Origin of the sequence: Coleofasciculus sp. F4-SAH-05 (genome assembly GCF_040222985.1) — a bacterium.
Classification (GTDB): domain Bacteria; phylum Cyanobacteriota; class Cyanobacteriia; order Cyanobacteriales; family Coleofasciculaceae; genus Coleofasciculus; species Coleofasciculus chthonoplastes.
This window is the reverse complement of record NZ_JAVKBY010000127.1, coordinates 37515-62317: the sequence shown is the minus strand read 5'-3', so window position 1 is coordinate 62317 and position 24803 is coordinate 37515. Positions and strand designations below refer to the sequence as shown.

At 44.5% G+C, this 24803-nt stretch carries 20 protein-coding genes and 1 pseudogene; 4 read left to right on the top strand and 17 right to left on the bottom strand.

The window, feature by feature from the left end:
- Positions 1-16 precede the first annotated feature (16 nt).
- Both RIG27_RS15520 and RIG27_RS15515 read left to right on the top strand, forming a co-directional pair.
- Positions 17-904, top strand: a complete 888-nt coding sequence (locus RIG27_RS15520; RefSeq protein WP_446346613.1) for a metal ABC transporter permease — start codon at positions 17-19, stop codon at positions 902-904.
- A 303-nt stretch (positions 905-1207) separates the two neighbouring features.
- Positions 1208-1396: a type II toxin-antitoxin system Phd/YefM family antitoxin gene (locus tag RIG27_RS15515; protein ID WP_446346559.1), complete on the top strand. Its 189-nt coding sequence runs from the start codon at positions 1208-1210 to the stop codon at positions 1394-1396.
- A gap of 142 nt (positions 1397-1538) precedes the next feature.
- Here RIG27_RS15515 and RIG27_RS15510 read toward each other — a convergent pair whose 3' ends face one another.
- Positions 1539-1664, bottom strand: coding sequence for a hypothetical protein (locus RIG27_RS15510; protein WP_446346557.1), 126 nt, complete (start codon positions 1662-1664; stop codon positions 1539-1541).
- Between the two features lie 198 nt (positions 1665-1862).
- Here RIG27_RS15510 and RIG27_RS15505 point away from each other — a divergent pair, with 198 nt between their 5' ends.
- Complete coding sequence (locus tag RIG27_RS15505; RefSeq protein WP_446346555.1) at positions 1863-2105, top strand: hypothetical protein; 243 nt, start codon at positions 1863-1865, stop codon at positions 2103-2105.
- A gap of 422 nt (positions 2106-2527) precedes the next feature.
- Here RIG27_RS15505 and RIG27_RS15500 read toward each other — a convergent pair whose 3' ends face one another.
- The 16 genes and pseudogenes from RIG27_RS15500 to RIG27_RS15425 all read right to left on the bottom strand — a co-directional run bounded on the left by RIG27_RS15500 (position 2528) and on the right by RIG27_RS15425 (position 23703).
- The gene (locus RIG27_RS15500; protein ID WP_446346553.1) at positions 2528-2965 is read right to left on the bottom strand and encodes a chemotaxis protein CheW; all 438 of its coding nucleotides are present in this window, start codon (positions 2963-2965) and stop codon (positions 2528-2530) included.
- 84 nt (positions 2966-3049) lie between these two features.
- Positions 3050-6409 (bottom strand): response regulator, encoded by a 3360-nt coding sequence (locus tag RIG27_RS15495; RefSeq protein WP_446346551.1) that lies wholly within the window; start codon positions 6407-6409, stop codon positions 3050-3052.
- A 210-nt stretch (positions 6410-6619) separates the two neighbouring features.
- Positions 6620-6940: a hypothetical protein gene (locus RIG27_RS15490; protein WP_446346549.1), complete on the bottom strand. Its 321-nt coding sequence runs from the start codon at positions 6938-6940 to the stop codon at positions 6620-6622.
- 18 nt (positions 6941-6958) lie between these two features.
- Positions 6959-11935, bottom strand: coding sequence for a GAF domain-containing protein (locus tag RIG27_RS15485; protein WP_446346547.1), 4977 nt, complete (start codon positions 11933-11935; stop codon positions 6959-6961).
- A 184-nt stretch (positions 11936-12119) separates the two neighbouring features.
- Positions 12120-12659: a chemotaxis protein CheW gene (locus RIG27_RS15480; protein WP_446346545.1), complete on the bottom strand. Its 540-nt coding sequence runs from the start codon at positions 12657-12659 to the stop codon at positions 12120-12122.
- Positions 12660-12703: 44 nt separating this feature from the next.
- Positions 12704-13069 carry a response regulator transcription factor gene (locus RIG27_RS15475; protein ID WP_446346544.1) on the bottom strand — a complete coding sequence of 122 codons (366 nt, stop codon included), beginning with the start codon at positions 13067-13069 and terminating at the stop codon, positions 12704-12706.
- Positions 13070-13138: 69 nt separating this feature from the next.
- The gene (locus RIG27_RS15470) at positions 13139-14419 is read right to left on the bottom strand and encodes a response regulator (protein WP_446346542.1); all 1281 of its coding nucleotides are present in this window, start codon (positions 14417-14419) and stop codon (positions 13139-13141) included.
- 781 nt (positions 14420-15200) lie between these two features.
- Positions 15201-16613 carry a response regulator gene (locus RIG27_RS15465; RefSeq protein ID WP_446346540.1) on the bottom strand — a complete coding sequence of 471 codons (1413 nt, stop codon included), beginning with the start codon at positions 16611-16613 and terminating at the stop codon, positions 15201-15203.
- A gap of 934 nt (positions 16614-17547) precedes the next feature.
- A complete protein-coding gene (locus RIG27_RS15460; RefSeq protein ID WP_446346538.1) occupies positions 17548-17709 on the bottom strand; it encodes a hypothetical protein in 162 nt (53 codons plus the stop codon).
- A 2-nt stretch (positions 17710-17711) separates the two neighbouring features.
- Positions 17712-17957 carry a hypothetical protein gene (locus RIG27_RS15455; RefSeq protein ID WP_006104453.1) on the bottom strand — a complete coding sequence of 82 codons (246 nt, stop codon included), beginning with the start codon at positions 17955-17957 and terminating at the stop codon, positions 17712-17714.
- Between the two features lie 253 nt (positions 17958-18210).
- Positions 18211-18888: an urease accessory protein UreF gene (locus RIG27_RS15450; protein WP_446346535.1), complete on the bottom strand. Its 678-nt coding sequence runs from the start codon at positions 18886-18888 to the stop codon at positions 18211-18213.
- Positions 18889-18939: 51 nt separating this feature from the next.
- Positions 18940-19392: a sterol desaturase family protein gene (locus tag RIG27_RS15445; RefSeq protein WP_446346533.1), complete on the bottom strand. Its 453-nt coding sequence runs from the start codon at positions 19390-19392 to the stop codon at positions 18940-18942.
- Positions 19393-19520: 128 nt separating this feature from the next.
- Positions 19521-20652 (bottom strand): annotated as a pseudogene (locus RIG27_RS15440) (SUMF1/EgtB/PvdO family nonheme iron enzyme).
- Between the two features lie 43 nt (positions 20653-20695).
- Positions 20696-21244 carry a hypothetical protein gene (locus RIG27_RS15435; RefSeq protein WP_446346531.1) on the bottom strand — a complete coding sequence of 183 codons (549 nt, stop codon included), beginning with the start codon at positions 21242-21244 and terminating at the stop codon, positions 20696-20698.
- A gap of 209 nt (positions 21245-21453) precedes the next feature.
- Positions 21454-22482 (bottom strand): L-histidine N(alpha)-methyltransferase, encoded by a 1029-nt coding sequence (egtD, locus tag RIG27_RS15430; protein ID WP_446346612.1) that lies wholly within the window; start codon positions 22480-22482, stop codon positions 21454-21456.
- Between the two features lie 183 nt (positions 22483-22665).
- Complete coding sequence (locus RIG27_RS15425; RefSeq protein WP_446346529.1) at positions 22666-23703, bottom strand: aldo/keto reductase; 1038 nt, start codon at positions 23701-23703, stop codon at positions 22666-22668.
- A gap of 167 nt (positions 23704-23870) precedes the next feature.
- Here RIG27_RS15425 and RIG27_RS15420 point away from each other — a divergent pair, with 167 nt between their 5' ends.
- The gene (locus tag RIG27_RS15420) at positions 23871-24755 is read left to right on the top strand and encodes a sulfotransferase family protein (protein WP_446346527.1); all 885 of its coding nucleotides are present in this window, start codon (positions 23871-23873) and stop codon (positions 24753-24755) included.
- Positions 24756-24803 lie beyond the last annotated feature (48 nt).

Below are 24803 nucleotides of genomic sequence, written 5' to 3'. Positions count from 1 at the left end.
TGACATAAGACGAATTATGCTTAACCTTTTAATTGAACCCTTGCAATACAGTTTTATTCAGCGATCGCTCATGACAGCCGTCTTAGTGGGAATCGTCTGCGCCTCGGTGGGGAGTTACCTGATGGTACAACGCCTCGCCTTACTCGGTGACGCGATTAGTCATTCCGTGTTACCGGGATTAGCGATCGCTTATATCGTGGGCGTGGATATCTTTCTGGGGGCGTTTTTGGCGGGTATTGTCAGTACCATTGTAATTACCTGGATCAGAACGCGATCGCAGATTAAAGAAGATGCGGCGATGGGGATTGTCTTTTCTGCCTTCTTTGCCCTTGGTATTACCTTAATTACAGTTATTCAAAAAGACAATAAGATTGACCTGAATCATTTTTTATTTGGCAATATCCTCAGTGTGACGGGCGAGGAAGTAATGAATACAGCCATTATTACCGCCATTGTCCTCGCCATTGTTTTATTGCTGTATAAAGAATTAATGTATTATACCTTTGACCCCATTGGCGCAAAAGCAGCCGGATTACCAACAAACTTACTCAACTTTGGCTTAATGATTTTAATCGCCCTAACCATCGTCGCCAGTCTCAAAGCGGTTGGGGTTATTTTAGTCTTAGCCATGCTGATTACGCCAGGAGCGACGGCTTATTTATTAGTAACAAGGTTACACCAGATGATGCTGTTAGGGTCAGGAATTGGCGTTATTGCCAGTATTAGTGGGATGTATTTGAGCTATTTTTTCAATTTACCATCGGGTCCGGCTATTGTGTTAGTCACCTTTGGATTTTTCATCCTGGCATTTTTGTTTAGTCCCAGTCAGGGCGTTTTTACTCATCCCAGAGTTCAGTCTAATCAGTCACAGATTTGGCGAGAAATTAAGGGATTATTGCGATGAAATGATAGTTTACTGTAAGAGATTTAGCCAATCGTGACGTAGCACACCTCATTGCTGGATTAATCTTACATCAACCGTAGGGGCGCACTGACGTGCGCCCGATTTAACGATTCTGAACATCGACTATGAATTAGTATCACCATGGAGGTGTACTTTATTGACCTGCAATCTGCTGTATCAAAATCAGTAACTAAATGCCTTGCAATGATGCCTAATCGCTAGTAAAATGTTTTATTGTGGGGTATTTTATAGTGTTTGGTAATAGTTTGTCGTAATTAATCCGAGAATAAAGAGCATTTCTCTATGGAAACAATAGATATTGATCAAGCTTTGCAGCAAATCCATCAACTCCTTGAAAATGCCGCACTAGGCGCAGAAATTATGATTACTAAGAATGATCTGCCAATGGTTAAATTAGTATCGCCGTATCCTCGACAAAAAAGACCTACCCTTTTTGGTAGTGACAAAGGGATGATCTCCATATATGAGTAGAGATGGGGTGTTTGATGCTTATCCAGTCAAGCGTATCTGGGATTAGTAAATAATTGTAGATGTTCGGATTGGTGAACGGGTGTTTTAAAGATTAGCAATGTGTTGGGCGAACCAAACAGCCGCTGCGCCGTTGGTTTCCTGTTCAAGACTCAACCTGGGACTGTTCAGCATCCACGCAGCACGCCACATAATCATCCCATGTTGCTGATTGCCATTGCGGAATTTGATCAGGCGATGTTCGTACCCGAATCTGAGTCAGAGTTGCCATATCACCCAATTAATGACTGTTCCAAGTCTACTGTTGCAATTTTATAGTATGAGTAGCGAGCAAGATGCTCGCACTACCAAGATTCCGCAATTGTTGATCTTCAGGTTTATCTGCCGAACCGCGTAAGATAGGGATAACACGTTTGTAGTCGGGGAACTTTAGCCCTTAGATTTCCCATTCAGGAGAATGAAATGACCTTTGCCGAATCCCGCCGTGACACCCCTCGCTATCATCGACGCAGAATTCACTGAAATTCAACAATCCAAAACCCATAGGTTGGCAACCCTCCGCCGACAACTCCGCAATCCCGAACGTCACCTCCAAGCCATCAAAGCCACTTTGGGAGAGGTTGCTAAACACTACCTAGAAGAAAGTGTCTGGGCAAAAGCGGGTCTCACCTATCTCGACAAACTCAGCGAAGAACCCAATCATGGAGTTTAAATCATATAAATCACCCTTGAACTACCCGATGACCTCCAACTGAATAAGTAGCGTAACGCACCTTAATCCATATATATGGTGTAGGTGCGTAAGTCCACCTAATTAAATAGGGCATGGCAATGCCATGCCCCTACCATTGCTGAGAGCGAATTGATTCGGTAGGGGCACGATATTATCGTGCCCTTCGATTAAGTGGGCATTGCCTTTACCCGAATCCTGGTGCGTTACGGCGATATTCCTATTAACAGGATGAGCAATATGATTGATTACGCCTAACGCACCCTACGGTTCTTTCTTTGCCTTTACCCGAATCCTGGTGCGTTACGGCGACATTTTCATTAGAAGGATAATAAATATGATTGATTACGCCTAACGCACCCTACGGTTCTACGGTTCTTACAAATGACAAATGACAAATGACTTTATGTAACTGGATTAAATAATTCATATAAATCTAACATAAAAATTGTAGTTTTTACCTCATTCTCCTGGAGAATCGCCGCATGACTCACCATCGGTAAGCGACGGTTATATTTAGGTAACTTACGAATAAGGTCAGGATCTAATTCAATCAAGTTGGGGGGGTCATCAACAACAATGCCAAAGAGATCGCCTTCTACGGGGTTAGTAATGACTAAAAATGATTGCAAGTTGGTTGAATCGGCGTCATGGTCAGGATTTAACTGTTCATGTAAATCGACAATCCGAATCGTATAATCTCCAATTTGCAGTAATCCCATGGCATTCCAACCACTCTCATTGGATGGTGTGTTTAGCACTTTTAACACATTCTCCATGGGCAGTGACATCAGACAGTCGCTAACTTTAAAGACAATATATTTTTGGGTGTCAGGGTTCATAGTTCATGATTGAATAAAGGACAGCAGCGAATAAAGAATGACGAATGACAAATGACAAATGACGAATAACTCTTTAATGTCCACCTACTTAAACTTGGTAAATTGCTGCACAGTCTCTAACAACTGAGGCTCTATAAATGGCTTGGTGATATAATCATTCGCCCCTAACTCAGTCGCAATTAAACGATGTTTTTCACTACTGCGAGAGGTCAAAATGACAACGGGAATATTCGCCAATATTGGCTCCTGTTGGCGGTATTTGAGAAACTCAAACCCATTCATGCGGGGCATTTCAATGTCACAAATAACCAACTGAATTTCCCCATGATGTTGCAGTTGTTCAATGGCTTCATACCCATCCTTTGCCTGGAGAATCTGATAACCCGCCTTTTGTAACGTAAACGTTAAACTTTGACGCACAGTAATCGAATCATCCACAACCAGTAGAAGTTGGGGCGATCGCGTGGGAGTCGGCGGAGACGGTTCCGGTGCTGCAGGTAACGCCGCTCGGCGGGGGGCGGATAATTGCAGTTGGGGGGGATCAGCAACGGCGGTGAAACCGGTTAAGGAAACCATCGAAGATTGAAACTCAGCCGTAAACTCGGATGGGGATGTGCCAACCTGCTGATTGGCAATGGACTGCATTAATGTGATACCATCCAGCACCAAGGCTAACCCCCCATCGGCGAGAATGCAGCCGCCATACACGTAATCTGGAGGGGCAATCATTGATCCCAGGGGACGAATCACTAATTCCTGTTCCCCGACAAGCTGGTTCACTTCCAACCCTAATCGCCGATCCTGACACCGAATCAAAATCACCGACTGTTTCGGCGTTTGTTCAACAAAGGGGCGTTTGGATGAGAAGACTAAGGTTTTCCGTTGAGGAATGTGGTACGCTAACGCATCTGCTAAGGAAAAAATCGGGATCAGTTCTTCGTCTTCTCCGTTACCCCAGCGCAGCACTTTCCCCTCATCCCAACTCCGCAGTCGTTCCGGTGGCGGAATAATGATTTGTTCGATCGCATCTGAGAGTAAAGCATAAGTTTGACCTCCCGCCTCGATTAAGAGAAGCTTGGCGATGGTCAGATTTAGGGGAATTTGCAGCCGAAACGTGGTTCCATAATAGGGTTGAGAATAAACCGTCACGGAACCTTGCAGGGATTCAATCTGAGAACGCACCACATCCATGCCAATTCCTCGCCCGGATAAATCACTTAACCCAGAAGCCGTGGAAAACCCCGGTTCAAACAGAAACTCCGCGAGTTGGGCGGGGGTCAATTGTCTGGCTTTGTCAGCGTTGATTAAACGCTGTTCCACCGCCCGTTGGCGAATCTTTTCAAAATTTAGCCCTTGCCCATCATCCCGAACTTCTATCACCAAATATCGATTCTGGTGATAAGCATCAATGGCAATAGTCCCCTGACTCGGTTTCCCGGAGTCTTGGCGAACCTCCGGTGACTCAATCCCATGATCAAAAGCATTTCGGATTAGGTGCAGTAAGGGATCATAGAGTTTCTGTACCACCACTTTATCGACTAATACCTCTGTCCCATCCATGTAGAGTTCAACCGATTTATGATGCCTCACTTCTAACTGTTGCAGCACTCGCGGAAACCGTCTAAACAAGGTTCCTAAAGGTAACAGCCGCGCCTCCATCAACGTGTCACGGATACTGGTTAGTAGTCGCCGTTGTTTATCAAAGGTTTGATTGAATTCATTGGCAAAGAGTTCAATCGACTCCGTTGCTTCCGTCAGTTGGGCTGTATCCTCCATCAACGACTGGATTAAAAGCTGCGGTTCGGTATAACTATCCAGTTCTAACGAGTCAAATTGATTAGGCATTTGCACTAGAGGATTTTGCCACGCCCATGACGGCTTTTCTGGCATTCCTTCTCGATGTTGTCTTCCCCGGAGACTCATCCGTTTTTGTTGCGATCGATGCACTTGACGGTCATGCCAATCTTGCAATTCATCCAAGAGTTGCTGATGTTGTTGCAGCCGAATTAACACCAAACGAACCGCCGTTTGCAATTGCTCATCCTGGAGGGATTGGCGATTTTGGTAGGTTAAAAGTTCACCCACCGCGTAATTCAAATGTTCTAAATGATCAATATTAACTCGTACCGTTTGCCGCTGAGTCTCTGACACAGAGTCTCGTTGTGTTCTCCCAGAGGGTACACCATAATCGGTTAAGGGTTCCTCCGCCTCCTCTGAAGCCTTGGGTTGAACGTCAGGGATTGATTCCTGAACATTTTCGGCGGCAGTATCGAAGACAGGAAAGACTTCCTCAGATTCAGATTCTACCTCAACATCAGCATCAGTCGCCGATTCTGACAGGGAAACATTTCCCCACACACTATCTAATAAATTCACCGCATCGGGTTCCTCCCCGCCTTCCATATCGGGTTCCGATGGACTCTCATCTTCATACTCATTAACATCGATATCCAGTAAAGGCGTTAGATCAGGCGCATCCAGTGAAAACTCTGGCGAATCGTTAATCGGAAGTTCTGAGAAATCCCCCTCAAACTCAGGTGAATCAGTCACCTCTGTATCCGAGGCGATCGCAAAATCTCCACTCCCCTCTAACTGACTCAGATCCGCTTCCCAGACATTCTCTGGCGTAGTTGCTGGCGCAGTCTCCTCCAGATCCCCAGCCACCACACCCGCCAACTCTTGCAGCGATTGAGACGGTTGACCCCCTTGAGTGCGATCGCCATCCAGCACCGCCTGTTGTCCCGCCTGGAAGTCCGCTAGGGCGATCTGAGTAATCATTTCCGCCTGATCTGGATAATTATTCAACGCCGCGATCGCACTACTCGCAATTGCTGCAAATCCCGGTAAATTCATCGATTCTGCCACACCCAGCAACACTTGTGCCTGCGATCGCAAGGTGTCCGCCATCACTGACGGATCATTACTCGCCAAAGCCTCAGTAATTTGCTCTAACCGCTGACTCACCCCCACTTCAAAAATGGATTGAGTCACATCAAATCCCAACTCCAACGAACTCGGAATATTCGCTTGTTGGTCAAAACAATCCCCCAACTTTTCTTGTAACTTAGCAAACACCGCCGCCGTGCGATCGAGAACTTCCGTCTCATTAATCTTTCCCCCCATCACTTCCGCTGTCAGGGGTAAGCGCAAACATTCATAGCCCTCAAACAGTAACGCCTCCACCTCGGCATCAATCACTACATCAGGATTAAACAGAGTTTTAAAAATATCCTCCAACGAGTGAGCCACCGTTTTAATCGTGTCCAACTCCACACTCGCCGCCGCACCTTTGAGGGTGTGAGTTGTTCGCATTAAGTTATGAACTTTATTGACACTAAAATTAGCCCGTAAATCTAGTAACTCTTCTTCGATAATACCCATAAGTTCTGGCGCTTCCTCCAGAAAATATTGGTAACTTTGTTCGCGAATATTAGGATCATTCATGGGAAAACTGTTGGATTGCGAAGGATGTAGGGGCGAGTTTAGGGACTTCCCTTTGGCTATGGCTGATAACGTTGGTACAAAACCCGCCCTGACTAAGTGTTGAATTTTGAATGTGTAGGGGCGGGTTTAGGGACTTTCTGTTGGCGATTGCTGATAACCTTGATACAAAACCCGCCCTGACTAAATAGTTGGGTTTAGGGGCGGGTTTATTCACATCTGGGTGAGAGAAAAAACGATAGTTGTGAAACCCGCCCCTACAGCGTCAATGACAAATGACCAATGACAAATGACCAATGACCAATGACCAATGACAAATGACCAATGACCAATGACCAATGACAAATGACCAATGACAAATGACCAATGACCAATGACCAATGACCAATGACCAATGACCAATGACAAATGACCAATGACCAATGACCAATGACCAATGACCAATGACCAATGACCAATGACCAATGACAAATGACCAATGACCAATGACAAATGACCAATGACCAATGACCAATGACAAATGACAAATGACAAATGACAAATGACAAATGACTATTCAACCTTAAACTGATCCGCACTCATTTGCAGATTTTGCGCCATCGTCAACAAACCTTGGAACGATGAAGACATCTCCATCGAATTTTCCGCCGTTTGATTAGCAATCGTCGCCACCTGAGTCATCGTTCGGGTAACAGACTGCAACTCTTGACTCTGAATTTGAGTCGCTTGAGTAATTCCCGCTACCACCTGACTAATCTGACTCGTAGCTTCCACGATCGCATACAAATACTCCCGCGCTTCATTCACTTGGTTCGTACCCGATGCAACCTGCTGAATCCCCGTTTCCATAACCGATGACACCTCAGCCGTACCCATCTGAATTTCCTGCACCAATTGGGCAATCTCCGTCGTCGCTTCCGCCGATTGACGCGCCAGAGAACGGACTTCATCCGCAACCACTACAAAACCCCGTCCATATTCCCCCGCGCGGGTGGCTTCAATTGACGCATTCAACGCCAGCAGTTGAGTTTGAGTCGTAAAATTACTAATCAAATTCACCACTCGCGATACCTTTTGCGTCGATTCACTCAAACGCTTCAGCCGCTTACTGGTTTCCGCCACAGTTTCCCGGATATCCATAATCCCATCCACCGTGCGGTTCATCGCCTCATCCCCCGCCTGAACCGTTTGGTTAGCGCGTTGCACCGCGTCTTCCACCTGTTGAGCGCTAACACCCACGGCTTCAGTGGTATTCACCATCATCTGAATCTGTTCCAGAGTTTGTTCCAGCGCCTGGAACTGACGTTGGGCTTGTTGCGCCAATCCCGCGATCGCGGCTTCGCTGGCTTGGGAGGTTTGTGCCACTTGGCGCGAGGAGTCCTGCACCTGTTTCACAATCGCCCGCAGACTTTGCAGGGTATTATTATAGGCATCAGCCACCGTTCCCACTTCATCTTCAGTAATCGGCGCTCGCACCGTCAGATCCCCTTGTAACGCCGGACGTACCGCCATTAACAATTGAATTACACCCTGTTGTAATTCTTCCTTCGCCGCTTTCTCCCGTTGCGCCGCTTCCATAAGCTGTTGGGACTGTTCCTGAACTTGTTCCAAGGAGTACGCTTGCTGAATCGCAATTCCTAACTGGGTTGCCATTTGAGCTAAAAGCTTAATCTCACCCTCTTCCCAGGTACGGGGTTCACTGTTTTGATACACTCCCAGTAATCCCCAGAGTTGTTCCCCTTGGAATAGAGGCGTCATGATATAAGCCTTTGTCCCCCACTGCTGTAACATTTGACGGTTAAACGTCAACTCCGTGGTTTGGTTAATGTCACTCACCGCACTGGGTTGATTTTTGCGATAGGAACCGCCCCGGGTTTCCTGTAATACTGGATCATTAATGTTTGCCAGTTCTGTACCGACAACCTTGATTGAGGAACCATCGACATCTTCAATCACAACTTGACCACTCCAATCGGGGTTAAAGCGATACACCGCCACCCGATCCAGATGCAGCAAGAGTCGCAGTTCCTGACAAGTCGCTTGCAACAGCATCTCTGGCTTCAAGTTTCCTTTCTGCAAGCGTTCGGCAATCCGTTGTCCAGTTTTGTACAGCAGGTTGATAAAGTTACTTTCGCGCTGGGCTAACTTGGCGAATTGATCCGACTGCTGTCGCGCCTGATCTAAGTAGTAGAGCCGTTGTAATGCCGTTCCCACCCCTTGACCTAGTTGGGTGAGTGCGGTCATATCTGTACTGCTCCAATGGCGAGATCCACTATTTTGATAAGCACAGAGAATACCCCATAATTCATCAGCCACGAAAATTGGTGCCAAGGCGTAAGCTCTGACCTCAAATTGCTCTAAGATCTCAACGTGACAATCAGAATGACCCACGGTATAAATATCATCCACGGCAAAGCTTTCCCGATTCCGATAACGTCCTCCTTGGGTTTCCTGTAAATAGCTGTCTTCCCAAACCGTGCGGATATCCGGACCGACTAAGGGCGTCCAAGCCGCCGTAACCGACTCCGCCACAAACACACCACTCCAATCCGGCTCAAACTGATACACCGCCGCGCGATCGCAGTTGAGCAGTTTCCGCAGTTCCCGAGTAGACGTGTTGTAGATATAGGGGACATCCTCGCCATAGCTCAACTTAGTGAGAACGCTGGATACCGTTTCCTGGGTTTGGGCAATGGTGGCTAGCTGAGTCGATTGGGTTTCTAACTGCTGCAGGTAATCCGCTTGTTTCAAGGCGATGGACAATTGATACGCCACCTGCTTGACAAATTCCACCTCTTGGTTTTTCCACTTCCGGGGACGACTGCACTGGTGAATACAGAGCAATCCCCACAATTCCATTCCTTGCATAACAGGTGCGACCAAATTCCCGCGCACTTGGAATTTGGAGAGGGTATCAAGATAACAGGGGGCTAAATTGGCGTTATAAATATCCGCAACTGCCCAAACCCGTCCCTTACGATAATTTTCCGCATGTTTGTCACCAAAACAGTGATCGTCGATTTTCATCGACAAGGCTGATTGTAAACCAGCGACAACCCGCTCAGACACCATTTCTCCCCGATTAAACCCAGAGTCGGAATCAAAGCGAAAGATGCCCACGCGATCGGCACCTAAAAAGGTTTGCACCTCTGTACAAGCGGACAAAAAAATCTGATCCAAGTCTTGAGATTGGCTAATTTTGGTGATAATTTGCGCCGTGACTCGTTCTAAGTCAGCGGTTTTAACCAGTTGCGCGGATTGGGCTTGCAATGTTTCTAAATACTCGTTCTGTTGCAGCGCCACACCCAGTTGAGCCGCCACTTGGGTAAGCAAGCGGACTTCACCCTCTTCCCAGTGGCGTGTACCTGTGTTTTGAAACGCACTGAGTAATCCCCAGAGTTTTTGCCCTTGGAAGATAGAAACCACCGCACAGGATTTGACGCCAAAGTCGTCTAACGCCTCGACATGACAATCTGTCAGCGTGCCATCATCAACGTCGTCTACCACAAACGGTTCATTATCCCGGAAGCGCCCCCCTTGGTATTCATTCAGATAGGGATCTTCCCAGCCACTCCCGACTAATTTAGGAAATCCCCCCGACTCAGATTCACAAATAAAGTCACCGAAATAGTCCTCCCGGAACTTATAAATTGTCACCCGTTCCACATTCAGCAGTCGTCGCACTTCCTGAGTAGTGGTTTCAAACACCTTGTCAATCCCGACTGGTTGACGAATCTTATCTACGACTTTGGCTAACGCCCGCTCTCGTTCCGCCTCTTTCGCCTGTTGCTCGGATTGCCGGTGAATCTGATGCACATATTCGCTTTGTTGTATCGCTAAGCCGAGTTGGTTGGCAATTTGCTTGAGTAATTGGACTTCGCCCTCTTCCCAATGGCGGGTACTGGTGTTTTGAAAGGCACTCAGTAATCCCCACAGTTTTTGCCCTTGGAAGATAGAGACGACGGCGCAGGATTTGACTTCAAAATATTCTAAAGCCTCGACGTGACAATCGGTGAGATTGGCGGTATAAACATCATCGACTACTAAGGCTTCATTGTCGAGGAACCGTCCGCCTCGATGTTCGTTGAGATAGGGATCTTCCCAACCACTGCCCACGAGTTTGGGAAATCCTCCGGTTTGGGATTCACTGACAAAATCACCTAAGTAATCGTCGCGGAATTTATAAATGGTGACGCGCTCAATATTGAGCAGTTTACGCACTTCTTTGGTAGTGGTTTGGAAAATCGTCTCTAAGTCTGTAGTTTGACGAATTTTGTCAATCACCCGGGCGATGGTGCGTTCCCGTTCTGCTGCTTTTGCTAATTGTCCGGTTCGCGCTTGTAAACTGTCTAAATATTCGGCTTGCTGGAGTGCGACACCAAACTGACGCCCGACTAAGGCGAGCATGTTAAGCTCTGATGTGTCCCATTGACGCGGACTTGAGTTTTGGAAGGCGGCGAGTAATCCCCACAGTTTGTCTCCCTCAAAAATTGGCGCGATCGCGTAAGCTTTTGCCTCAAATTGTTCCAACAGTTCGATGTGACAATCGGCTAACCCAGCGGCGTAAATGTCATTCACCCCATTGGTTTGTTCGTTACGATAACGCCCACCCCGAGTTTCTTGGAGATGAGTATCTGTCCAAACTGTTTTGATGTCCGAACCAACTAAGGGAACCCAGCCTGGTGCAACGGATTCAGCGATGAATTCGCCACTCCAATCTTGATTAAACCGATACACCGCCACGCGATCGCACTGCAATTGCTGACGGATGTCCCGGGTGGCGCTGCTAAAGACTTGGGGAACATTGAGCGATCGCAATATGTTCTTCAGGATTTTTGCCGCGACTTGACCGACAACTTTGGTATTTTTGTTTTGGGTACGGAGTTGGCTAAACAGTTCCCCCGGTTGCAGGTTCAAAGCCAGTTCCGTTGTCACTTGATACAGCAGGTTGATTTCGGAGTCTTGGAAGGTGCGGGTTCCGGAACATTGCTGGACAATCAGTAACCCCCACACTTGTTTACTAAACACAATAGGCAAACTTAAACAGGCTTTAATTTGAAACCGTTTCAGCAGTTGCAGTTGATAGGGACTGGTAACGCCTTGATACAGATGACTCAAGGTGACAACCTGTTGCTGCTGATACTCGATTTGACTATTGGCGCCAAAGGTTAACGCGGGTAAGGATTCACCCAAACAGGGAGTATACCCCGCAACCATAGATTCAGCGCGAACCACACCCTCGGTATCCGTCTGAAATTGATAAATTAGGACGCGATCTACCTGGAAATGCTCCCGCACTTCAGCCACAGTGGTTTCTAGCAGCGTATCAACGGTTTCAATCGTAGACGCCCGACGCATCCGTTGAGCAACCGCTAACAGCCACTTCCGTTGTTCCTGAAAATAAGTCTCAATGGTTGTCATCTCCGACTGAGACTGATCCATCACGCGATCGCCATTACTGATTGTATGAGCGGAATCGCTTTGTAAGTCTGGGTTGAGTACTTGCTTGGATTGTTCGAGTTCTTGCATAATTCGATGTGTCTAGTCCTAATATGTCCGCGATCTGCGATCGGAAAAATGTTGACCCTCCACTTCGGAAAGAGGGCATAGCGTGTGATTGTGTAGGGGCGGGTTTTACCAATAACGCTCAGGAGAAAACCCCTAATGTAACTAAACCCGCCCTGGCTAAGTTTTCAATTAGCCATCCAGCATTTCACCCACGGTGTATTTGCCAAAGAGGATAGTGGCTAATGGCGTGAATATTCAGGACAATGCCCTTATTGTCAGGCAAGGAACCCAGAATAAACGGCAAAAGTTTAGGTGGAAATACACCCGGGACAGCAGGTTGCAAATGTTGCAAGTTATGGTATTCAATGTCATTAACCTGGGAAACAACAAGTCCTATTGATTGGTCATTCACCTGAACCACTAAAACCACCAAAACATCAGCAAACTGCCCTTGTTGATCTAACGATAAATAGCCCAGCAACTGACTCAGATCAACCAGCCAAAGCATATCGCCACGCCAGTTACAGATTCCTAAAACACAACTGGGCATTTCCGGAACAGGTAGAATGTTGGCTACATTGACTCGTAGCACTTCCCCAATTTGTTCTAAGGGCAATAATGCACTATCTTCTTGGTAACTCAGAGGAAAGCGAAGTAACCGTCGCTGTGTCTCCGGGGATAACGGTTTAAGAGTGAGTGGCTCAAGACTTGTTGTTAATAAGATTGAGTCAAGTGAATTTGTCATTTTTTAGGGAACAGGGAACAGGGGTACAATGAACCATTACTAATCTAAACCAACGTAAACTTATTAATAATTTTCATTAATTCCTGTTGGTCTACGGGCTTAGAAATATAGGCGTCTGCTCCCAGCATCGAACCCCATAACTTATCAGCATCCGTGCCTTTGGTTGAACAAATCACCACAGGAATCTTCTTCGTGTCAATGTTAGTTTTAATCTCGCGGCAAAGTTCAAAACCACTTTGACCGGGTAAAATAACATCAAGAATCACTAAATCAGGCTTTTGACCTTGAAGTTTTATATGCGCTTCCTCTCCACTTGTTACACTTACCACGTTAAATCCCGCTTGTCTTAAATAACGAGTCAGCACCTGGGTTTCTGTTACACTATCTTCCACTAAAAGAACAGTTGTCATAGTTAATCCAATTTTTGCGATACACAACCTTTGCAGTTTTTTTGTTCAGTTATAAATACTGAACAATATTTAATTACTCATCGGTACAGATTTGGTCGGTAAATATTTCTGCAAAGTACTCAACACTTTTTGTTGAGTAATCGGCTTAGGCAAAAAACCAGAAGCCCCGACCATCTTGGCACGCACCCGGTCTACAATGCCATCATTTCCGGTCAGAATAATCACGGGGATATCCTGAAAAACCGAAACACGGCGAATTTGAGAACAAATTTCATAACCATTAGCGACAGGCATCACCAAATCCAGGAATATCAGATCCGGCTTATTTTCTAGAAGCTTAACTAGGGCTTGCACTGAATCCTGGATTGAGACAAACTTATAACCCCCTTCCTCTAAAATATAACCCATCATTTGAGTGTCAATTTTACTATCATCAATGTAAGCAATTACCACATTTGCTGATTTAGAGGAGGATGAGGGGCGAGAAGGCTTTCGTGATGTAAGTTTGCCATTTTCATAAGATTTATCCTCAACAAGTTTACGAGGTAAAATAGAACGCTTCAAGTCCTCAACTTCAATTAATCCAATTAAGTTTTTCTGAATATAAGGGGCAATCGAGTGAGTTAGGGGCAGAGGACTTTGTTTTAACTTAACCGCTAAATCCCTAAGCGTTTGTGTCCCGTCCGCAAAAGCTGTTAGATTACGATAAGCAGAGGGTGATGTTTGCTGGCGCAACTGATCTGCCTGCAAAATTTTGGGGGCGAGATTCGGTGAAATGTCAGCTAAACCCGCTTGTTGCCAAGCTTGCCAATCCTGAAAAACTTGCTGCCAAACGCGCTCCGCCCGTACCACAACCCACCCTAAATCGATAGAATCTTGAGGAATTACTCGGTAGCTTAGATACATTCCAGAATGATAGTTTTGTTTTTCCCCTGCTTGGATAATATCAAAAAGAACCTCGCTGGTATGACCTTCAACAAGTGCTGCCATTTGTCCCAAGGGGATTTGTCCTTGTTTCGCTTGTGTAGCTAATGACTCATAATCTTGATATTGAATCGGCTCTCCTTCTTGCGTCACAGCATTAACAGCCATCGAAGGACAGTGCAATGATAGCTGACGAAACCAACGACGCACGGGATGTACCTTACTGTCACAACCAATCAAACTGCCGACGCTAAAGAATAGCTTCCACTGCTGTTGTTGAGGATTGGTTATGTTGAAATCTAACTGACCTGTAAATTGTTGACTAGCACAATTTTGAATACGTTTTAGTAGTTCTTCTGTGGTAAAAACGACATCATGTTTGCTTATAGTCCAATGAGTTGATCGAACAGATAAAGGAGCCAGCATTTTTGATTATTATTTGTCTCGCTAAATCGGATAGTATCGTCAGCAACCTGGATATAAATATGACTTTTTTTTACCATTAAACTTAAAAAAAATAGTAGATTCATGATTTTAACTATTTTTTATGGGCAAAATATTCAACTATAAACGACATACCTGACAGGCTTAATTGTAGCTTATCTAAAGGTGAGTTTGTCAAAATTTAGCAATAAAACCTTTAACATAAATTGCAGATTTTTTTATTCAATAAATGAAAAATAGATAAGAATACAACTATTTTTTAGTGGATAGCTGTTGTCATAAAGCTTAGGACGAATGGCACGCTCAATAAGCATTTGGTGACCGCCGAAACCCTTTATCTACCGTAGGCATTGCCCACCAGCATACCAGTCAATTCCATTCAGCTTAGGACAGATGTAACGGCTGAAATGATTCCGTACCAGTAATACACTTCTGCCATCTACCATCTGCCATCTGCTTTGTCTTTACCAAAGTGTGAGTATTCAACAGGGCTTGATATAACACGGTGTAGTACAGCCGCCATAAAAAAGCCCTTTTCTACTCTTTTTTAGCTGTATTACATCGAGACTAAAACTGCTGTATGACGGTATTCACCGTTAATATTAATCATGGGGCTTTAACAGACAACATTGAAGTTGGCGGTTAAGATTGGGGAACAGAAGGGCTTGACATAACACAGACAGATCCCCGACTTCTTGGAGAAGTCCGGGATTTTGCTTAGAGACTGTACCTCATCAACCTGAAATCTGCTGTAAGTTGGCATTTACATTGGAGAGTATTGCATCGGCGGTTGAGCGTACCAATCTCCAAACATTGATGTATCCTGAAATTGGTTAACCGGGGGCTTGGGGAGATAAGTGTGTAACGCTTGGAGCATTTTATCTTTATTAATGGGTTTGGTGATAAAATCTGACGCACCGACCATTTTTGCCCTTGTCCGGTCAATAATCCCATCCTTACCCGTCACAATAATCACTGGGGTGGATTTGAAAAAGGAAACCCGACGAATTTGGGAGCAGATTTCATACCCATTAGCAATGGGCATAATTAAATCTAATAAAATCAGGTCGGGTTTTTGTTCTATCAATATCGATAATGCTTTTTCCTGATCCTCAATATTGATAAATTGATAGCCTGCTTGAGTGAGAATATGATTCATCAGTAGCAGATCAACTGAGCTATCCTCAATACAGGCAATTAAGGGATTCGCCGATTTCGATTCTCTTGGAGTGGCTGGGGTTTCAGGAGATGAAGAGTCTGGCTTTGTCAGTGATGCAGCACTGAAACTCACATCCTCAACCTCAATCAATTCAACTAACCCTTGACGAATATAGGGCATGATGGGCTGAGTTAGGAGTACAAGATTCCGATTCAAATGAACGGCTAAATCCCGTAATGTTTGATTGCCATCCATCGAAGCAATCAGGTTATCAGATGTAACGTCAGAGGTTTCCTCTGGCAACGCTTTAAACATCTGATTCATACCTCCCAAACCACTGAGGTTATTGTAGAGCATCTGGGAAAACTGTTGTTGCAATTGCTTCGGGTTTAATGCCTTAGGCGCTAAATTAGGAGAAATGTCTGTTAAATCGGCGCTTTGCCAACTTCGCCAAAGTTTTACCGCTTGCCGCCACCTTTCATCAACATCTATGGTGACTAAGGTAGACTCCATCTGAGCTTGAGGGATTTGACTATAACTGAGTTGCCAGTTGGAGGAAGGAGATATCTGTTCCAGGTGTTGAATCAGATCAAAAAAAATTTCTGTAATATAGCTTTCGACAACTTCTGTCATTTGCTCTGACCGAATTTTTCCCTTGGTTACTAATTCCGTTAAGGTATCGTAGTTGTAGCTAGGGAACTGTTGGGAAGGATTGACAGTCGTATCCTTAACCAATTGGGGACAGTAGCGATAAAGCTGGCGCAACCAACTCCGACGTGGATGTATCCCACTTCCACCACAGATTAAACCTTGACAAAAATATAAACTCCAGTGTTGCTGTTGAGGGGCTTCAATATCTAAGCAACCTGTAAATTTCTCACTGGCGCAGGAGAAAAGTTGGGTCGCCAGATTTTCAGGATTGATAATTGGACAAGGGGTGAAGGGGAAAGCGCTAGTGCTAATAAATTCAGTCCAGTTGTGTGAGTATCCAATTGCTCGCTCGAATTGATTTGTCATAATTTTAGCTTAAACTTCTGGGAATACGGCATCGTTAGCTAGGATATTTTGGGTTTGCTCTGACATGCTCCCGTTGGCATTTGCATCAAGCTTTTGCCATTAGTATTAGAGAATTTGGTAAATCACCCGGATTAAATAAGTCTTTGCTGTTGCCGACAGACGTGAGTCAGCCCTTTGTTTAGGTGTTGTGAAGATGCACTGCTTTAGGACAGTTCGGGTTACCTTATACCCTGCGTAATTCTACGTAGACGTTTAGAGGGAGTTGCTTACACTCACTATCACCAGTCTCAATCATTTGTGAAAGTAAATTAGACTGAAAAGCTTATCCAGCAAGGATTGCCATTTCACAACCGATTTGAACTGACTCTATCTTTATAATATAGGATTTCACTAGCTATTCGGTAAAGTGATTATCAATTTTTTGTAAAGCTTTGTTCAGGTTTTCTTGTTTAAATCATCACCTTCTCCTATTTTTGGCTAATCTTGCCCCAATCACCTCAGCATAATGGCGTAAGTTTGCTGCCTGTAGTTCTTTAGCAGGAAGACAAGCGGTTAATCTTTTACCATAAGCGTTTCAGCGCCCCGACACCCAGAAAATAGGGAGATTTACTTAAGCTAAATGGCTTAGGTGTAGGGAGGTTTTTTATCAAATATTTGCGTAATTTCTCTGAGAGTATTAATCTTTCTCCCTAGATATTAAGTATTTTTGATTATCAGGCTTTGGCTTAAAATATAGCATAATGTATAGTTTAATGATATAAAAAAAAAGGGATAAAGAAAATGTATCCCACGCTAAAAAACGTGGGATTTTACCAGAGGCAAGAGCAATGAGACTGGCGAAGCACCAAGAAAGCCAAATGGTTCATCGTTGATTGTTCAAGGTTGATGAACCATGAACAAAGGAACTATACCAGTTGCCGCTTTTGGTGATCACTTATTTTCTGTACAATTCGCCAATAAACTCATTGAGTACTTTCTGGGCGGCTTTGTAGGCGAGTGCATTTCTACCGAGATTCAAGTTGCCGAGAATGCGATCACGAATTGCCTCTAAGTTGGATACTGGTGGAACTTGTTGCCTGAGAGTTCCATTGTTCACCCTCAGGCTGCGAATTCCCCCAAGGCTGCCCTCAACTGATCTAACTCTTCTCGAATGGGTTGAATGTGGGCGGCAATTCGTTCATCGATCTCAATCAGATTGGCTTGGGTAATCGGGATACCTAATGACGATTTGATCGCATTGGTAATAAACTCCGTCTGCGTGCAGCCTTCAGCGGCACATTTTTCGCGTAGCGCTTGGAGTAATTCGTTGTCTATGCGAAGATTGATCTGGGTTCGTTGGGTCATAGCTTCCTCAAAATTGAAAAACTTTTAAGGTAGCATATAACTATCCGATAGACAACTCACTACGACACAGAATAACGTCTTAGGGGCACGGCAATGCCCACCCGTGTCAACTTAAGCTCAACCCCTCACCCCCAGCCCCTCTCCCACGCCGGGGAGAGGGGCTGGGGGTTAGGGGATGAGGGTGAAATGCTTGCCAATATTGCTTTTAGCGCTTAAGTTGATACCAATGGGCAATGCCGTGCCCCTACTATGGTCAACTGCGAAATAATCGCGTATATTGGGTCTCGTGAGCCATGCTGGAGAGGGCTAATCCCCAGGTGCAACTGTGTAACTGTTCATCGTCTTCTAGGGCTAAAATGTCTTGGCTAGCACCCGATAGCTGAGGAGCAAGTTCCAGCAGCAGTTGTTGTCCGGCGGTTTGACCCAGAGGAATCAATTTCACACCTGTATTAATCAGATTGGATGCCCAACTGTGTAAATAGCCCAATACAGCAGCCATGAGGGGAATTTGCCAGTAAGCTGAAGCAATCCCAAACGCGATCGCATAATTGCAGGGAGTTCCCACTATTCCCGCCACAGACTGAAGTTCCGGTTCTAACTCCACGAGTAAGCGGATCAGGGAATTGCCCATTTGCCAACTTTGCGATCGCAACTCTGAGGTTTCCTTCGCCGCACTCGCCCAAGCATTCCAATACTGCAATCGTTCTAAATCCTCAGCCTGGAAACTCTCATAGGCTCGTACCATCATCGCGGCTTCTAAGCGAATCGCCCCATACCTCAATTCTTGGTCGATCCAGGCTTTTAATTGGTTGGGTTTATCAATCACCCCCCGTTCCACCAGTATTTCTAATCCTTCTGAATAGCTATAGGCACCGACGGGTAAAGTGGGACTCGCCAGTTGCAACAAATGCAATAGGTTATCATTTATCATTTATCATTTGTCATTTGTCAGGGAACTCTAGGGCAGGGAAAATGGCGGGAGTCAAGTCATAACTTTACTGCCACGACTTGACAAATTCACCACCTTTTTCTCCAGAGAGGCGACAGGAGATATAATTCCCGATTTTTTGGTAGGAGGGTTCAAAGTATTAAATACCCTGTCCCAAAATCCATGAATACCATAGTTTCCCTTAAAGCTGGTGTGATGCAGATCGTGAAAATCGGATGCAATGAAAAATATAGACAACGAACTATGACCTTCCAAGTTGTACGCATTACCGATAACAGTCCAAGCCAAGAGTTGAGTAATATCATATCCAAATATAAAGATAGGTAAAATATCTGTAATGGTGACTATAATATATTCACTGAAAAGTCCAATCCCATAAAATGACAAAGAGCTAACACCCCAGTATAAAACTACCTGAGTAATAAAGTTGAGTTCTACATCGTGCAATACCCAATATAAAAACTGTTGTAAAATTGCACAGCTCATAGCAATTTTTATTTAAAATTATAGCTCAAAAAATAAATCAAAAATAATTTGCCTTTTTTTGCCTTTTTTTGCCTTTGTTTGATTTAGCGCCCATTAATTATTTAGCGGACAAATATAACATTACTCATCTAGTTTTCCTCTTCTAAGTCTTGAGCAATCCGAAACCCTGCATGTTGATAAAAATTGGGGCGGAACCAATTCCGACAGGATGTCGAGGCGTAAGTTCCTGTACTTGCCCAAGCCCCACCACGCATTACCTTATGCTGAGTATCAAAAAAGGGAGCCGAATAATCTTCATAAAGGAAATGAGGCTTGAATCCCGGTAGAGGTTTGAAATCATCACTCAGCCACTCCCAAACATTACCCCGAATATCATAGAGTCCAGAAGGACTTTTAGCTGTTTCTACACTACCCACTGGCATCGGGGAACCATACTTAATATGAAGATTAAACTCCTGCTCATCCTCACAGTTAGCTGCCGCAACCTTCCACTCGGCTTCACTGATTAAGCGAACTCCCTTACCCTGCCAGCGACAGTAAGCCATGGCTTCATTGTGATTGACTTCTACGGGCCAATCAAGGGGTAAGTCAATTTGATCAAACATGGCTCGATATTTGTAGCTCCCATGACTAGGTATCCAGAACTTCGGATGTTTGATGTTATATTCACTCTTCCATCTGAATCATTTTATTGGCGGGAATCTTACCATCAGATCTGGCATATTGCCAAGATTCTGGGCGTTCTAGTCTATCTACGGGCAGTTGTCGAATCAGCATGGAGGAGGTTTCAAAATGAATCCGGTTGTGTTCCATGCCCATGATCAGCGCCCAGAGGGGATGATTTTGGTTAATGGGTAGGTTCAGTGGTGTATTGTGGATCAGGGCTGCAACTTCGGCTTTGGCTTTTTCTCGATACTGCCACACCTCGTCTACTGGGGGCCAAGGGACATCTGCCATGGCTTGATTCAATTCGGCTGGGGTTGTCGGATCGACTCCCATCTCAAATAGGATTTCGTAGTCAGGGTTAATGCGTTTATCGAGTAAGCCAACCCGAACTAATTTATTGATATAGAAGACAGGGGAATGTCCTAAGTAAAAAATTAAAGGATTTCTTAAGGCGTCAGGGTTGACATAGAATGTCTCATCCCCTATCAGACTTTTCATGAGAATTTATTCCAATTCCCAGGAATTCTCAAAGTAGTCGAATAGGGTTTCGCGATCGCACTTATCCAGTCGGGGCGGTTGAATTGATTTAATCATGATTTTCAGCAGCTTTTCACCAAAGTACGTTGACTATATTATTTCAAAACAAAACTCTTGTCAAAAGATATGGGTATTGAGTTATAAATTCATTGTTCATAAACAAGAAGGCCTCATGACCATAGTCTTTCAATATCGCCATATCAACAATATTTTTTTGATGTATATACTCTGTTATCTTGTCTTTTCTTAACAAAAAATACACCTTTGCGCTCCGATATATTTCTTTGCAGTGTAGTAAAAATTCTTTGGTTAAATCAGATGGTGGGCAACCGAAAAACACCAATTTTTCTTCTGATTTTATATTTAATATTTTTGGATCAGCCCTTAAGAAATTATCAGCAATTGCCTCTTCAAAAAGAGGATATATGTCCAAACTCGTTATCCTAAGATTAGTTTCTTTTTTGTTTAATTCTTTAACAAAAACACCTTCTCCACAAGATGGTTCTATCAAGTGAATCTTCGGATCACCAAAAACATCTATGTTGAAATTCTCTTTGAGATCTGCCAAAATAATTTGAACGCTATCTTGTGCTACATGAGGTTTGGTAAAATATTGCTCAAAATAGAAAGCCTTGTTATCCTTTTTCATTTTGTCGTCAAGTTCTTGATTTAAACAGTCATAAGTACCTGGACATACAGCGTAGTCACACCAGATATGCGATTGTCTGTAGTAAGGGCTTTAGCCCTTAATTTCATAGGTTTTCTGGGAAAAGTGTGGGATAGATTTTACGGTAAAATAGGGCGCAGGTTCTTGCGCCCCAGAAAATGCTAATACACCCAATTAGGTGTGCAGATCCACTACATTGACTTCTGAGACAGGATCAAGCCAAACCATTGTTTGGGATTAGTCCAGACAGCCAGGGGTTTTAACCCTTTTGCTTGAAGTTCCCCTTGGATTACCTCTAAATTAAACTTGCGGGAAATTTCCGTCTTGATCGTCTCCCCAGCTTCAAACTCAACCTGAAGATCAAGGGCTTCTAGGCAAACAGTATGAGCTTCTCTACAGCGCAAATGCATCTCAATTTGATTAAGCTGCTCATTGTAAAACGCCCAATGTTCAAACCGTTTCCTGTCGAACTTAGCCGCAAAACGCTGGTTGAGATGATCCAACATATTCAGATTGAATTGGGCTGTTACTCCCTGAGCATCATTGTAAGCCGCTTCCAATACCTGTTTAGGCTTTTGTAAATCGACTCCCAATAAGAAATACTCCCCTGTATCCAAAGCCTCTACAATTTGGCAGAAAAAGCGATCGCACTCCTGTGGCGTCAAATTTCCTAAGGTACTTCCCAAGAAGAAAATCATCCGAGATGGCAAAGACGTCGGCTTAAGTTGGGCGAGGGCTTGTTGATAAGTCCCCACCAACCCCTGAATCTGCAACGTCGGATAATCTCGGAGTAACTGGTGGGCACTTTCGATTAAAATACCGCCACTGACATCAATCGGTACATATACCACCCCATTTCCTAGGGTTTGATAAGCGTCAAGCAACTGGCGAGTTTTAGTTGAACTCCCACTCCCGAGTTCGACAAGTTCGCACGCTCCCGTCTTCTGGGCTATTTCACCAGCATACTGGCGGAGAATCCAGCTTTCTGTGCGAGTTGGGTAATATTCCGGTAACTCACAGATTTGCTCAAATAACTGCGAACCTCGGTCATCATAGAAGTATCGCGGCGGTAAGGATTTAGGCGTTTGGGTTAATCCGCTAATAATATCTTGTCCATCTATAATAGTCGTCGCCCCGTAGGAACGGTCAAGGTAATTAATCTCTAGACGCTCTTCGGTCGAACTGAGATTCTCCTTGGTTTCTTGCACAATTGCCAAAATAGTACTCCCTTAAATGATTTAGAATTCTCAAATCCTATCATGTCCCCTGGTGATTTTATCCCTAATTGCCTTTTTCAGCAGCAGAAAATTCCCCTGTCTCCCAGACACTTCTCCCATCGCGTCTGTACCTTTTCAGAGTAGGGTGGGCAATGCCCACCCACCAAAATTTCAATACAATTCCCCTTAAGGGGTAGGATTCGGATAGCGATCGTGAACGGCATTAATTTCTGCCAAGATATCCTGCTCCAATGTCACCTCAGCCGCGCTCAGATTTTCCTTAAGTTGTTCCATCGTAGTTGCACCGATAATCGTACTGGTGACAAACCAACGCGATCGCACAAAGGCTAAGGCTAACTGGGCGGGTGTCAGGTTGTGCTTATGGGCAATTGCCATATACTCTTTCACCGCTTCAGTGAGATTGGGTTTCTCATACCGCCCCCCAAATCCTTGAAATAGGGCTAGCCGTGACTTTTCTGGGATACCGTTGAGATATTTACCCGTCAGCAAGCCAAAGGCTAGGGGACTATACACCAGTAAGCCAACCTGATTAAATCGACAGGCTTCCGCCAGGTGAATATCAAAGATGCGGTTAACTAAGCTGTAGGCATTTTGAATCGACACCACTTTGGGTAATCCTAGCTGCTTGGCGATATGGCAAAACTCACACACGCCCCAAGGGGTTTCATTACTCAACCCCAAATAGCGAATTTTCCCAGCTTTAATTAAGTCAGCGAATACCTGTAGTTGTTCCGCAATGGGTACGCTATCCCGTTCCTGCTTCGGATCATAATCAGGTGCGCCAAACAAGGGAACATAGCGATCGGGCCAATGGATTTGATAGAGGTCAATATAATCAGTACGCAGGCGCTTAAGACTATCTTCTACCGCCTGCTCAATATTGGGGCGATCAATCCGGTGATTTTCTCCCCGAATCCAGCTTATCCGAGACGCAGGACCGGCAATTTTAGTCGCCACAATTAGCTGATCGCGCTGTTGCTTAACTAACCACTCGCCAATATACTCTTCCGTCTTCCCCTGCGTTTGAGCCCGTCCCGGTACAGGATACATTTCTGCGGTGTCAATGAAGTTAACCCCTTGGGAAATCCCATAGTCCAGTTGCTCTCTCGCATCTTCTATAGTGTTCTGCTGACCATAGGTCATGGTTCCCAAGCAGATTTCTGAAACCCGTAGGTCGCTTTCCCCCAGTTGTTTGTACTCCATACCTGATTATTAAATAATTGTCATTCTTCTATGTTAATACAAAATGTTAAGATATTATTCAACTCAAGGAATTATTAATTTTTGTTGAGTCTAGGTTAAGTCTTAATTATCATTTATTACTATTTTATTATTATCAGATCGAATAAAAATACGCAAAGGTTAGCTCCATGCCTCTTATTACAGCCATTCGCTCTTTTTTAAAACATCCCCAAGCCATTCCTAAAAATATTTTCATGCGCCTACCGAAGACGATTTCTTACAATCCCCATATTTTCGTGTTTGGTGCGCCTCGCAGTGGCACAACCCTGATGAAATTAATTTTAGGCGCTCATCCTAATTTGAGTAGTTTTGGGTATGAAACGGGCTTGTTTATGTACCGGGATATTTATGGGTTTACTTATGAAGGATTTACCGCTACAGACATAGCCAATTTAATTAATCAGTCCCCAGATATTGTGCGATTTTACGATAAATTTACTCAACAGATCACTCAACAAACAGGAGGTCAGCGTTTTATTGAAAAAACTCCCCAACACGTTTTGAGGCTGAAGTTTTTATTAAAGCACTTTCCCAACGCCAAGTTTATCAATATGTTCCGCGATGGTCGAGATGGTTATTGTTCCGCACGCCATCACCAAAATGTTCCCCAAGGAAAGAGTATTGTCCGCTATGCTTACTACTGGAAAAAATGTGTAAACGCGAGACTCCAACAGGGAGAAAATGACAATATTTTGGATGTTAAGTATGAAGACTTAACGACTAACCCGGAACAGCTAGTTCAGCAAATCATGAATTTTCTTGGAGAAGAGTATGATGCCAGACAGATTGAGCCTCAATACTATTCCCAGAACAGGATTACTAAAGACACTCGCCAAGAGTTTCGCAAACTATCCAAATCCATTGATAAGTCGAGTCAAGGGCGCTGGAAAAAAGAGTTAACTGAATCAGAGGTGCAGCAGTTTCATGAAATCGCAGGTCGGGAATTGCAAATACTCGGCTATATGAAGGATAAATTAAAGGTTAGCAAAGCCCATTTATTGAGCAATCACTGATTTATAAATAGTCGGACACAATTCAAGTTAAGGGTTGAGATAAGGTAA

What these genes read in the sequence shown, in the direction of transcription:
- RIG27_RS15420 (WP_446346527.1), top strand. Translation starts at nt 23,871, where the DNA reads ATGCCTCTTATTACAGCCATTCGCTCTTTTTTAAAACATCCCCAAGCC.
- RIG27_RS15495 (WP_446346551.1), bottom strand. Translation starts at nt 6,409, where the DNA reads ATGAATGATCCTAATATTCGCGAACAAAGTTACCAATATTTTCTGGAG.
- RIG27_RS15435 (WP_446346531.1), bottom strand. Translation starts at nt 21,244, where the DNA reads ATGAAAAAGGATAACAAGGCTTTCTATTTTGAGCAATATTTTACCAAA.
- RIG27_RS15500 (WP_446346553.1), bottom strand. Translation starts at nt 2,965, where the DNA reads ATGAACCCTGACACCCAAAAATATATTGTCTTTAAAGTTAGCGACTGT.
- RIG27_RS15425 (WP_446346529.1), bottom strand. Translation starts at nt 23,703, where the DNA reads ATGGAGTACAAACAACTGGGGGAAAGCGACCTACGGGTTTCAGAAATC.
- RIG27_RS15485 (WP_446346547.1), bottom strand. Translation starts at nt 11,935, where the DNA reads ATGCAAGAACTCGAACAATCCAAGCAAGTACTCAACCCAGACTTACAA.
- RIG27_RS15510 (WP_446346557.1), bottom strand. Translation starts at nt 1,664, where the DNA reads ATGGCAACTCTGACTCAGATTCGGGTACGAACATCGCCTGATCAAATT.
- RIG27_RS15480 (WP_446346545.1), bottom strand. Translation starts at nt 12,659, where the DNA reads ATGACAAATTCACTTGACTCAATCTTATTAACAACAAGTCTTGAGCCA.
- RIG27_RS15455 (WP_006104453.1), bottom strand. Translation starts at nt 17,957, where the DNA reads ATGACCCAACGAACCCAGATCAATCTTCGCATAGACAACGAATTACTC.
- RIG27_RS15445 (WP_446346533.1), bottom strand. Translation starts at nt 19,392, where the DNA reads ATGAGCTGTGCAATTTTACAACAGTTTTTATATTGGGTATTGCACGAT.
- RIG27_RS15465 (WP_446346540.1), bottom strand. Translation starts at nt 16,613, where the DNA reads ATGACAAATCAATTCGAGCGAGCAATTGGATACTCACACAACTGGACT.
- RIG27_RS15520 (WP_446346613.1), top strand. Translation starts at nt 17, where the DNA reads ATGCTTAACCTTTTAATTGAACCCTTGCAATACAGTTTTATTCAGCGA.
- RIG27_RS15515 (WP_446346559.1), top strand. Translation starts at nt 1,208, where the DNA reads ATGGAAACAATAGATATTGATCAAGCTTTGCAGCAAATCCATCAACTC.
- RIG27_RS15450 (WP_446346535.1), bottom strand. Translation starts at nt 18,888, where the DNA reads ATGATAAATGATAACCTATTGCATTTGTTGCAACTGGCGAGTCCCACT.
- RIG27_RS15475 (WP_446346544.1), bottom strand. Translation starts at nt 13,069, where the DNA reads ATGACAACTGTTCTTTTAGTGGAAGATAGTGTAACAGAAACCCAGGTG.
- RIG27_RS15470 (WP_446346542.1), bottom strand. Translation starts at nt 14,419, where the DNA reads ATGCTGGCTCCTTTATCTGTTCGATCAACTCATTGGACTATAAGCAAA.